This is a genomic window from Streptococcus lactarius, from assembly GCF_016642265.1.
GTDB lineage: Bacteria > Bacillota > Bacilli > Lactobacillales > Streptococcaceae > Streptococcus > Streptococcus lactarius.
Genome location: NZ_MRXX01000009.1, coordinates 42,805 through 55,878 on the forward strand (window position 1 = coordinate 42,805; position 13,074 = coordinate 55,878).

Here is a 13,074-nt window from a genome sequence, read left to right on the forward strand (position 1 = left end):
CAGGTCATTATTTAGTGTTCAATTGATTAAAGGCAGCGACTTTATTGGCTTTTGCTACTAGACTAGCAAGAATAGCTAAACGGTTATTTTTCAAAGCTTCATCTTCTGCCATGACCATGGTATTGTCAAAGAAGGCATCGATGGCTGGGCTAAGGGCAAAGAGTTGAGCCAATTTATCACTAGCTGAACCAGTCAATTCGAGACTTTCTGCTGCTTGAGCGAGAGCTTTTTCTTGGTTATTTTCAAAGAGGCTAGCATCGACTGCTACTGAAGCATCTGCTTTTTCAGCCAAGTTGAAGGCACGAGACAGTGACTCAACAGCTGCCTTGTAACCGTCCGTCTTCGCAGCTTCTGAGAGGGCATTTGCTGCTTCAAGCATATCTGCAACCACGAAGTTTGAACCAGCAAGAACAGCTTCTTTGATATCTTTAGAAGTACGTCCCATCATCTTGTTCACACGGGCCTTGATGAAGTTAAGCACTTCTGCTTGATTGTCATAAGAAAGGCTATCAAATGAAAGTCCGTAAAGGCTGTCGATTAACTCATCCATAGGAATGTGCCAACCAAAGGCATCTAAGATACGAACAATCCCTTGTGTTGCACGACGAAGCGCATAAGGGTCGTTTGAACCTGATGGGATCAAACCAACTGAGAAGAAGGAAAGGAGGGTATCCAACTTATCTGCAAGCGCAAGGATAGCACCAACCTTGGTCTCTGGAAGGGCACCATCTGCTGCATCAGGAAGATAGTGCTCACGAATAGCTGTCGCAACGGCTGCATCTTCACCAGCAAGGAGGGCATATTTTTCACCCATAATTCCCTGAAGCTCATCAAACTCTCCGACCATACCCGTCAAGAGGTCAAATTTGTAAATTTCCGCTGCACGCGCTACGGCTGCCGTTTCTTCAGCAGTCAAACCAGCTTGTTTAGCCAATGATGCTGCAATAACACCAGCACGGGCCATGTGTTCTGAAAGGGAACCAATTTTTTCATGGAAGGTTACGTTGGCCAATTTAGCCACGAGGTCTTCAATCTTGAGTTTTTGGTCTTCACGCCAGAAGAATTCACCGTCTTCAAGACGTGCCACCAAGACTTTTTCATTTCCTCGGATAACATTTTCCAAGTGCTCAGCGTTCCCATTACGGACTGAGATGAAGTTTGGTTTGAGCTTACCATCTAGGTCACGTACAACAAAGTAACGTTGGTGGGTTTCCATTGAGGTCACCAAGACTTCTTCTGGAACGTCCAAATATTTGGTGTCAAAACTTCCCATGAAGGCAGTTGGGTATTCCACCAAGTTCAAGACTTCGTTCAAAAGTCCTTCTTCGATTTGTACTTGAACACCTTGTTCTGCTTCGATGGTTTTGATTTGCTCACGAATCATGTTTTCACGTTCCTTGCTGTCGGCAATCACGTAAACGGTACGAAGGTCTTCTTCATAAGAATCTGCATTGGTGATTTCCACTTCATGTCCAAGGAAACGGTGTCCGCGACTCACACGACCTGAATGGATATCCAAGAAATCAAGGTCAAGCGCTTCGTCGCCCAAAAGGACAACCAAAGTGTGGACAGGGCGGATGTATTCAAAGGTGTTATTCGCCCAGTGCATGCTAACAGGGAAGGTCAATGAAGCAAGCACTTCTGGAACGCCAGCCAAGACTTCTTTGGCAGGTTTTCCAGATTCATGTTTCGTCACGTAGACGTATTCTTCCCCTTTAACTTCACGGAATTCAATGTCGTCAACGGTCAAGCCTTTTCCACGGACAAAGCCTTGCGCCGCTTTTGAGAAGTTTCCATCAGCATCCAAGGCGATCTTCTTAGAAGGTCCTTTAAAATCTTCTGTCAAATCAGATTGTTGATCAGCCAAGCCAATGACACGGACAGCCAAACGGCGAGGTGTTGAGAAGGTTTGAATACTTTCGTATGAAAGACGGTTGTCATCCAAGAAGGCTGCCATTTTTTCACCGAGTTGTTTCTCACTTGGTGTGACAACGTAGGCTGGCAATTCTTCAAGTCCAAGTTCTACTAATAAGTTTTTTGTCATGTTTTTTCTCCGAAAAATATCTTTTTTTCCAGTTTGCCTTATGTGATTGGCACGCAAGCAACCGACTGTGTCGTTTCATTGCTAAAATTGGAGCCTATAGTCTCCAATTTTGCCTGGTATCGTTAGTTTCTCTAACGATACCTTTATCACTGCGGCAACTGGTTCTGTAGGATTACTCTATTAGCCAATCCCATCTAATACTCTTTTTATTCTTCCTCTTCTGCTAAGAGTTTGGCGCGTGTTGCCTCGTCGAGAAGTGGGTAGCCGAGTTTCTTACGTTCTGCTACGAAGGTTTTGGCTACAACACGGGCCAAGTTACGGATGCGGGCAATGTAACCTGCACGTTCTGTAACGGATACTGCTCCTCGAGCGTCTAGCAAGTTGAAGGTGTGTGAACATTTCAAAACGTAGTCATAGGCAGGGTGAACAAGCCCCAATTCCAAAGCACGTCCTGCTTCTTTTTCAAATTTTTCGAAGTTTTCAAGAAGCATGTCTTGGTCTGAAACTTCAAAACTGTATTTTGAGTGCTCATATTCTGGTTGAAGGAAGATTTCTCCATATTTAACGCCTGGAGCCCACTCGATATCATAAACTGAGTCTACTTCTTGTATGTAAGAAGCCAAACGTTCCAATCCGTACGTAACCTCAGAAGTTACCGGGCCAGTTGCCAAACCACCAACTTGTTGGAAATAGGTGAACTGAGTGATTTCCATACCGTCCAACCAAACTTCCCAACCAAGACCAGCTGAACCAGTTGATGGGTTTTCCCAATTGTCTTCAACGAAACGGATATCGTGTTCCAATGGATTGATTCCCAATTTTTCCAATGACTCAAGGTAAAGCTCTTGAATGTTTGAAGGCGATGGTTTCATCACCACTTGGAATTGGTGGTGTTGGTAGAGACGGTTCGGGTTTTCTCCGTAACGACCATCTGCTGGACGACGAGATGGCTCTACATAAGCTGCATTCCATGGTTCAGGACCAATGGCACGAAGGAAGGTATAAGGACTCATCGTACCCGCACCCTTTTCATTATCATAAGCCTGCATAAGCATACAACCCTGGTCATTCCAGTATTGTTGCAAAGTCAAAATAATTTCTTGAAATGTTAATTTCTTAGACATTGAATACTCCTTAATAAAAAATGATTTCTTGCGACACGAGTCTTCCTCATCGATTATACGAGGCCAGACGAGTTAGTACTGCGTCTAGCTCAAGCACCCTAGTGCTGAGCGTGGGGCAGTCCGACTGTAAGGAGGTCTCTGCCACTGACGCAGTGGAAAGTCAATTTTTTAGACATTGTTTACTCCTTTAACTTATATTATCTTCTTAGATTTATTTATCAAGCAACCAAGAAAAGGCTGGGTCCTGAAAAATATGACGTTTAGGAACAGTTTGTAAATTCTGATCGCATTCATCTATTGTACCTAATTTCAAAGCACAGACTTCTGGTATATTTTCTTGAACGGTAAAAATTTGACTATGACAGTTCTGGCAGTAATAACGCTGTTTTCCCGGAGAAGAACTATAGGAAACAAGCTTTTCTTTTCCATACAATACCAGATTTTTTCTACTAACTTTAGCATTAACGGTGTAGGCTGACGCAGTTGCTTTCCGACAAAATGAGCAATGACAAAAAACTAATTCCGATAATTCCTCATCTAGAGTGTAGGTCACTGCTTTACATAAACAAGATCCTTTAAGCATTATGCTCCTTTCTACTTAGGCATTAGACGAATTCAAAAAGAACCGAATTTCAACACCCAAGCCTTGCGACTAGGGGCGTCAAAAACGCGGTTCCACCCTAATTTATTACTTCATTTTATTTTACTTTACTCGGCTCTTCACCAAGAGAAAGCGCCACTTGCCTACTTTGCTCTACTTGGCTTTCACTGTCCCAAGCTCGCTAAAAAAACGCCATAAGCCTTTCTTTCTTGTCAGTATTATAGCAGATTTTTGCCTATTTGTAAATAAAAACCAGCTTGAAACTTCTGTTTCAAACTGGTTTTAGGCTAACAAACTATCTTATGTTAATTATGATGTTTTGCAGCTTTTGGTTTTTTCCCATGCAATTTTTTCTTTGCATTTTTCAAAGCTGTCAAAGCATCTTTCACATCTTGTTGGCTAGATCCTGGATTTGAAAGAATAGCTTGTGCATCCTTGAAGGCTACAAGATACGCTTCTTTGTCTTCTTTTGCAGCATAGAGGAATTTAGCATTTTTAGCTTGGAATTTCAATTCTTCTTTAATGTATTTTTTAAGACTTGAAAAATCAGTTGCTTTTCCATTCAATTTAGCTTCGGCATTCTTGAAACCTGCAAGAGCTTGATCGATTTGTTCTTGTTTCACTGTTGGATCAACTGCAAGCAAGGCTACTGTTTGGAAAGCACGATCATAGTCGCGACGTACTTTTTCTTTGGCGTTGGCATAACGACCTGTTTTCGTTGCTGCATCGTAAGCTTGCATTGCTTCTTTCAAAGCTGCAACATTGGAGTCTTTTCCATCCAAAGCCTGATTTGCGGCTTCCAGAGCTGCAACTGCTTGGTTGATTTGTTCTTGACTTAACTTTTTCGTCAAAACAGTTTGGGCTGCTTGTAAGGCTTGATCGTAAGCTGCTTTCTTATCAGCACTAGCATTGAAGTAGAGGGCTGTCTTTGTAACATCCGTTTGTTTATTCAAGGCAGCCAAGAGATCCACTTTTGAGAGCACTGCAATGTGGTATACATTGTTGCGTCCTGCAACGACTGTGATCTTAGGTGCGTCCTCAGCTAATTCATAGCCTGTAGGAAGAGTGGCAATCAAGGTGTATGTTCCAGTTGCTACTGTCTTACCAAACCCATTCTTACCATATTTTTCAGCTGGCAATACAAAGTTTTCACCATCAGCTCCCTTCAATACGATGGTTGCTGCTTTTGAAACAGGTTGATTAAATAGGAGGCTAACTGGCGCATATTCCAAGGTATTTGCTAGGAAAGTAATGGTTTGGAAACTATTGTCTTCTGTCAGATCAAACTCTTGACTTAAACTGCTAACGAATTTCACTTCTGTACGATCATAAGTGAAGATTTCTGCTGTATAATGACCAAAGTTCAAGAAATTGATATTTTTTGTTTTATCAACAGAGACGTAGTGTCCATTGCTATCCTTGATACGGTATACATACATGGTATCCAAGTCTTTATTTGTCTTAGCATCACGAACCGCAATCTGTACCCGACCGCTATTTTGGTCACGGACCAAATCAGCTAACGAAATGTAATCGACGTTTCCAGCAAAGTCTTCTACATAGTAGTAGATATTCTTCTTATCAATGTTTTCAGGAAGATTAAAGCTACCATCTTCATTGGCCTTGATGATATGGTAATTTTCGAGAGCACGACTACCACTTTCATCATTATCTTTTTGGACCATGGTACCTTTATCATCAAATGGTGTCACATAGACCAATTTTTCAGTTTGGATACCACCATCGCCAACGTCTTTGGCTTTACGTGCAACAAACTGTTGAGCGCCATCTTTGAAGCGAATGTATCCAGAAGTAATCACTGGTTTTTGAGTATCGACTTGAACCTTGAAGGTAGTTGATTGTTCATCTGCTCCAGGAACCATTGGTGTATAACGAATCACATAATCATAAACACCATCTGCTACGGCGTTGCCGTTAGCATCGGTACCATTCCACGCTGTACTATCTAAGGTATAGCTACGAGGATTTTTATCATTCCCATCAAAGAAGTTCTTACGAAGTTCTGTAGAAGATCCTTCCCAAATTGGATTTTTATGCTCAGTATCACTTGCAGCGAATACACTGGCATGAAGATTTTCCAAATTCCGGAGAGCTACTGTTTTGTATTCGACAAAGTCTTTGTTGCTGTCTTCATTTGGTGAAATGGCAATTCGAACATTTCCGTTAGCATCCAATTGAAGTGAATGGGTTCCATCCGCTTTTTCACCAATACCAAGGACTGTGATACGACGTCCATCTCGTTTGCCTTGGGTGAGAAGAAGATCATTTTGAAGCGTTAACAAAGCAGACATATCTGCATTGTAAGGAATATTCAAATCTTCTGGCACATTGTAATAGAAACCATTTTTGCCTTCACGTACCAAATCGTAAATTGGTTTTTCTACTGCTGGAAGATTTTGGAATTCTCCCTTGAATCCCATAAATGGTAAGCTAACCACATCGCCATCATCAGCTGGATCAACAAAACGGACAAATCCTTCAAGGAAATAACCATTTGGCATTTCTTTTGTCAATTCTTCTGTAAATTTGCGGGTATCAACTTTAACCGTTACCGTCTCAGAACTATGAGCTTTGACAGTTACTTCAGGCCAAGCTGTTTCTGTTAATTTACGAGGGCGGAGGGTGAATTTACCTTTTTTGACTTCATCTGTATCCGTATTGACCAGCATCTTCAGTGTACGATCTGTATCTGAAATATTGTGAACTGTAACATCAAATGTAAAGGCATCTTCAACATTGCCAAGAGTCACACTAGGATAGTTGTTGTCGCCAGTAACATACAAGTCCGTTGAAACCGCAGCAGCTGTATCAACAACACCTGCACCTTGTTGACGAGGAGAAGTATAAACACCGGTTTCCTTGTTGACATGTGGTTTTGCCGTAGACATAATCAGGGCTTTAACGGTCGCAGAGACTTGTTCAGGAGTCAATTCTGGGTGGTTCTTAACAAGGTATTCTTTGACCAAAGCAGCAACACCTGCTACGTGAGGGGACGCCATACTCGTACCGCTCATATCACCGTAAGTATTGTCATTTAGTGAAGAAAAGATATTTCCACCAGGTGCTGTGACATCAGGTTTCAACTGGCCATCTGTTGTCACACCCCAACTAGAGAAGTCAGACAATTGGTCTGCTGCAGGTGATGGACGATTGGCCAATTTATCGTTAAAGACAATCTTATAAGAACCGGATTTTAGAAGCTCACCATAGTGTTTTGAAATAAAGACAGAAGGAATCTTTTTAGCATCACCGTCAATCGCCATTCCAAGGTTGGTTCCTTCTACATTATTGTAGACCAAGGCCCCTACAGCACCATGATGGAAAGCATTCGCAATCTTTTCAGAGAAGGTCAATGAACCACGTTGAATGAGGGCTAATTTACCGGTTACATCAACATTTTTGAAGTCTTCTTCTTTCCCTAGGCCAACCGCTACGTATTCATATTCTTTTCCTTTTTCAAAGTCAGTGTCTGTAGCAGATTTACTGTAATCAAATTTACCATGATCGGCTTGAGCGTTATCTTCCAAGCCCTTCACTTCAAATACTTCAGAAGTCACGACATTGTTATTGATGGAAGCTACAGAGATAGAATCTTCTACGGTTGACGGATTTCCGACTACACCATAGTCTGGATTGTCAGCCGATGGTCTTGAATAACCATTCCCAAAGGTATTACTATTTCCGGCAGAAATCAACACAGAGACACCTTTTGCACGTGCCCGTTTGATAGCGTCAATAATATCTGAACCAGCATTCACCATTGAACCAGTTGAAGATCCAAGGCTCATATTGATACTATCCGCTCCAAGTGCCACCGCATCGTCAATCGCCTTCACATAAAGGGCAGAACCAGTCGTTTTTTGACGATCGGAGAAGACACGCATAAACATCACTTGTGCTTCCGGAGCTACACCATAGATCTTTTCGCCGTTTGCTGCATCTTTATCAGGGTTCCCTGTTGCAATCCCTGTAACGTGCATCCCATGGGATTCTCTCTCAGCTTCCTTGATATTATCTGTACCGTCAAAGTAATCGTAAGCGTAGACTACCTTGTCGTTGTACCATTTACCATAATCAATTCCTGCCTTCTTCTTAGCAGCTTCAATATCATTTTGGTTTTTAAACTTAGCTTTTGAAGGATCTGTGATACGAAGAACTTCGTGGTTGACATCCAAACCTGAGTCAATGACAGCAACCACCATTCCTTCACCCTTGTATCCTTGTTTCCAAGTTTGTGGGACAGTAATGATTTCATCGCTCTCAATACTTTGAGGTTTTTCTGCAGCCTCATGACGGGCAGTCGTTTCAGAACTTGTAGGAGTCGCTACTTCTGTAGCTTTTTCTACCGGTTTTGCAGCTTCTGCTGATTTTGTTTGTGAAGCATCTGCTCCTTCTTTAGGTGCAGTCGCCTTTTCAGTTGCAGCTGCCTCTGCAGGAGCAGATTCTGTCTTCTCAGTTACAGCATCTTTAGCAACTGCTGTCTTTTCAACAGTAGCTACACTTGTCGGTGTTGTTGCTTGCAAATTCTGTTCTTGCGATGGTAGTCCTTGACTAGTAGCTACTAGCTGTGTCTCAGGACTCTTTTGCCCACTTGTTTGTTCTTCTGCACTTGCTTGTGCAGATCCAAACACCAATACAGACCCCAATAATACTGAAGCCACGCCAAATTTGTATTTTCTTAATGAAAAACGCTCTTGTCTGTTCATAGGAACTCCCCTTTTATTTTAATAGTTCCTATTATAGCGCAAAATTGTCTGAAAATTCATTCAAACTGAAATTGTAACAAAAATGTAATATTTACGAATGTTACTAATTAAAGATTTATTTTCGTTCGTTATCTGGCTATTTTATATGGGAAAGTATTATAGAACGTCTGTTTTAGTTAGAGTGTTAAAATTATTTTATACCAAAAAGAATAGCAAAAAATCCGAGAGTCCCCTCACTCTCGGAAATGATAATTATCCCACTTTCTCTTAAAAATCTTTCTGATCTGGATCCGGTGCACCTGCTTGAACCGGTAGATTTTTCAGATAGTCGCAATCCTCTTGGGTCAGTTCAAAATCAAAACAATCCAAATTGCCAGCAATTCGTTCTGGAGTCACTGATTTTGGCAAAGGAAGAAAACCTTCTTGCAAACTCCAGGCTAAAGCCAGTTGAGCAACCGTCTTCCCATATCTTGTAGCCATTTCTTTTACATGTTTATTTTGGAACAATTCTCCTTGGCCAAAAGGTCCCCAAGCTTCTAGTAAAATACCCTGTTTACGACTAGCTTCAATGGCCTCTTTTTGGTAAACACCAGGAGAGAGGCGAATTTGATTCACAGCTGGGATGATCTGAGCTGTTTTTAAGAGGGCTTCCAGATGGTGGGGCAGGAAGTTACTGACCCCAATGGATCGAACCTTGCCAGCCTTTACCATATCTTCCATTGCCCGCCAAACCTCAGCATTTCTCTCTTTCCAGGCATCCTCCTTACGAAGTGGTTTTGGATTTGGCCAATGAATCAAATAAAGATCTACATAGTCAAGGCCAAGTTTTTTCAGGGACTCGTCCAGAGCAGCCTGAGCTTCTTCGTAAGTGTGATTGGTATTCCAGAGTTTGGTCGTTACAAATAATTTTTCACGCGAAAGGCCACTATCTCGAATCGCCCGACCAACACTTTCTTCATTCTGATAATAAGCAGCTGTATCAATATGGCGGTACCCCGCTTTCAAAGCAGCCAAAACTGCTTCATAAGCTTCTTTCCCATCAGCTGCTTTCCATGTTCCAAATCCCAGAACAGGAATCTCTATCCCATTGTTTAAACGATAGGTGTTCATTTTTTCTTTCCTTTCTTTGATTTTGATTTCTTAGGCCCTCGAAGTTTGAGCTCTGGTTTAAACCGATTTAGTTTCGTTGGCTCCATTTTCTTGCTATAAAAACTATAAACTAAAAAGGCTCCTCCAACCACCAGGATAAAGGGACTTTTCCTTACCAAACCATAGAGCAAGAAAAAAATTCCCATCGCTAAAAACCGTAAATCTATTTTCTTCATAAATTACCTCACATTTCAGTCTCCATTATAGCATGAAAGGGCTTTATTCACCAACTGTTAAGAGTCCCAAACAAAGAATACAATTCCTCCCACAAAAACCCCCTTTAGGTCTAAGCCTAAAGAGGGTTGGACTTTCTATTTCAATCTAGTTTCATGCTTGGTAACGTTTGACACCATCAAGGTAGGTCGCAACCAGTTCCAAATCCTGATCCAGTACAATAAAGTCAGCATCATAGCCTTCCCGAATTTGTCCACAGACATCGTCAATATGAACGGATTTTGCAGGATTGAGACTGGCCATCATGACAGCTTCATAAGGATTGGCAATTCCCCATTCTACTACATTTTTCAAGCCATCTTTTAATTTCAATATAGAACCAGCAAGATTGCCAGTTGATTTCAAACGAGCAGTTCCATCAGCAACTACCACAGGAAATTCACCAAGCATATAGTCTCCATCTGCTAAACCACCAGCAGTCATACAGTCCGTGATTAAGGCAACATTTTCTTTTCCTTTTTGCTTCATCAAGATATCACAGGCTAAAGGATCTACATGGTGACCATCACAAATCAATTCTGCAGTTGTATGTGGCAATTCATACATCGCCCCTACCATTCCGAGTTCACGGTGATTGAGGCCTCGCATACCGTTGTAGGCATGTACCCAAACACTTGCTCCTGCATCAACCGCTTTCTTAGCTTCTTCAAAGGTCGCATTGGAATGTCCTAGGGCGACTGTCACTCCTTCATCTGTAATGGTCCGGACAAAATCTTCGACACCCTCACGCTCTGGTGCCAGTGCGATCTTATTCAAAAGACCATGAGAGGCTTTTTGCCAGGCCCGGAATTCCTTCAGACTTGGATCTTTCATATACGCTGGGTTTTGAGCCCCCTTGTATTTTTCTGTAAAATAAGGTCCTTCAAAGTAGATACCACGAATTTTAGCACCCGTCGCCTCTTTGTATCGTGCGCCGATATTTTCTGTAACAGCCAGTAGTTGTTCATAAGAAGAGGTCAAGGTCGTAGGTAAAAAGCTGGTCACCCCTGTACTCAACAGGCCTTCACTCATGGTATGAAGGGTCCCTTCAATGTTGTTATCCATAACATCAACGCCACCAAATCCATGGATGTGTGTATCAACAAGACCTGGCGCAATGCTATAGCCAGAATAATCCAATACTTCTGCACCTTCTGGCAAGTTTTCTATATGCTTTCCGAATTTGCCATCCACAAGTTCCAAATAACCTCCACGACGGACTCCGTGTGGATAATAAAATTGATCTGCTTTAATATATGTAGACATAAGAACGTCCTTTCCATTGTAGAAACAAAAGTTCCTTTTTTATTCATACATATTATAACGCTTTCAGTTTTATTTGTAAATGGTATAGACCTATTTTTAAAAAAGAATCTAAAAAACAGAGTAAGTCAGCTCCTTACTCTGTTCATCATTCATTAAATTTGTTCCATTTGTACTTTTTCAGCAATATTCATGGCATGATCCGCTACTCGTGTATAGTGAGAGATGATATCAATAAAATTGACCCCTGCTTGAGGTGTACATTCTCCCTTGTTTAAACGAGAAATATGTGTCTTTCTCAATTTCTTTTCAAGTTTTTCAATAGCTTCATGGCGTTGTTGCAATTCAGCTGCCAAGGTTTGGTCATCTTCTTCCACACTCCGAAGGGCGTCTTTAACAAAGATCGCTGTCTTTTGGTAGATATCCTCTAATTCAGCCAAGGCATCTGCAGAGAATTCTACTTTCTTGCGAATCAAATAATCCGTCAAGTTGATTAAAGCTTCTGCGTGATCTCCAATCCGCTCCAAATCCCGTGAAGAATCCAAGATATTGGTCAAGGCTTCACTTTCTTTGGTACTCAAGGCTTCACTCGACAGACGAATTAAGTAGCGAGTCAAATCGTCATCGATTGTATTGATCGCTTCTTCTGTCTTATGGCCTTTTTCAGCCATTTTTTCATTTTGCTGGACAATATAGTCATAAGAGAGGCTGAATGCTTTATCTGCATATCCTCCCAAATGAAGCAATTCTTTTTTAGCATTTCCAAGGGCAATCGAAGGAGCTTGTTTGATCAAATGTTCATCCAAGTAAAGTGGTTCGTATTTAACAACTTCGTCTTCTCCAGGAATGAGCTTAGTCACCAAAAAGGCAAGGGCTCCAATAAACGGAAACTGGATGATGGTATTGGTTATATTAAAGGTTCCGTGAGCAAAGGCTATGGTCATTTCTGGAGACAAATGAAGAGTCGTTTCAAACCATTGAATCAAAGATGTAAACGGAACAAGGAAGACAAGACAGATAATGGTTCCGATAACATTAAAGGCTACATGGGCACCCGCCACACGTTTGGCCGCAATATTCGCTCCCAAGGAAGCAATGATAGCTGTAATGGTTGTTCCGATATTATCACCGAAGAGAACTGGGAGGGCCCCTTTCAGGTCAATCAAATGACTAGCATAGAGATTTTGCAAAATACCAATGGTTGCAGAAGAGGCCTGAATCAAAAGAGTTAATCCTGATCCGACAAAGACACCCAAGATAGGACTTTTACTTAACTGTACCATATAGTCACGAAAGACTTGCAAATCTTTAAGAGGTTCCATAGCCCCACTCATCAAGTTGAGGGCAAAGAAGATACCACCGACACCAAAAACGATTCGTCCAACATTATTAACCAAACGATTTTTGGTAAAGAAGAGACAAACCGCTCCGATAAAGAGCATGGGAAGAGCGTAGTCTCCTAATTTAAAACCAATGATAAAGGAGGTAATAGTCGTTCCAATATTGGCCCCCATAACAATACCAATAGCTTGGCGGAGGGTTAGAAGTCCTGCACTCACCAGACCGACCGTAATCACTGTAACCCCTGAACTCGACTGAATCAAGGCAGTCATTCCAATCCCTACTAAAACCCCTAGAAAGGGATTACTCGTATATTTATCAATATAGTATCGAAGTCGATCTCCTGCAGCCTGTTGCAAGCCTTCTCCCATGGTTTTAATACTATAGAGAAAGAGACCCAGGCCTCCCAAAAAGTTAAATACAATTTCCTGCCAGTTAATCGACATGTTCATTCCTCCAAATTTGAGATCAGAAATAAAACTCCTTTCCTATTGTAAAGGATAATTTCCAATCACACAAGAGATTTCTGTAAATTTCTACAATTTTTTGAAACCGTTTTTTCTTTTGGCTCTATTTTTCTGTATGGAGAGACAAAAAAAGAGAGAGTGGGAC

General features: G+C 41.5%; 7 protein-coding genes. All 7 read right to left on the reverse strand.

Annotation, left to right across the window (positions count from 1 at the left end; translation table 11 throughout):
* Positions 1-7 precede the first annotated feature (7 nt).
* On the reverse strand, positions 8-2,044 hold the full coding sequence (glyS, locus tag BTU61_RS07410; RefSeq protein ID WP_200772997.1) for a glycine--tRNA ligase subunit beta: 2,037 nt from the start codon (positions 2,042-2,044) through the stop codon (positions 8-10).
* 206 nt (positions 2,045-2,250) lie between these two features.
* Positions 2,251-3,168 carry a glycine--tRNA ligase subunit alpha gene (gene glyQ / locus BTU61_RS07415; protein WP_002886077.1) on the reverse strand — a complete coding sequence of 306 codons (918 nt, stop codon included), beginning with the start codon at positions 3,166-3,168 and terminating at the stop codon, positions 2,251-2,253.
* A gap of 211 nt (positions 3,169-3,379) precedes the next feature.
* Positions 3,380-3,751: a GFA family protein gene (locus BTU61_RS07420; RefSeq protein ID WP_200772998.1), complete on the reverse strand. Its 372-nt coding sequence runs from the start codon at positions 3,749-3,751 to the stop codon at positions 3,380-3,382.
* 323 nt (positions 3,752-4,074) lie between these two features.
* A complete protein-coding gene (locus BTU61_RS07425) occupies positions 4,075-8,496 on the reverse strand; it encodes a S8 family serine peptidase (RefSeq protein WP_200772999.1) in 4,422 nt (1,473 codons plus the stop codon).
* 267 nt (positions 8,497-8,763) lie between these two features.
* Positions 8,764-9,606, reverse strand: a complete 843-nt coding sequence (locus BTU61_RS07430) for an aldo/keto reductase (RefSeq protein WP_200773000.1) — start codon at positions 9,604-9,606, stop codon at positions 8,764-8,766.
* A gap of 366 nt (positions 9,607-9,972) precedes the next feature.
* Entirely contained in the window at positions 9,973-11,124 is a 1,152-nt protein-coding gene (nagA, locus tag BTU61_RS07435; protein ID WP_200773001.1) for an N-acetylglucosamine-6-phosphate deacetylase, read from the reverse strand.
* A 152-nt stretch (positions 11,125-11,276) separates the two neighbouring features.
* Entirely contained in the window at positions 11,277-12,908 is a 1,632-nt protein-coding gene (locus BTU61_RS07440) for a Na/Pi cotransporter family protein (RefSeq protein ID WP_187538196.1), read from the reverse strand.
* Between the last annotated feature and the right edge of the window lie 166 nt (positions 12,909-13,074).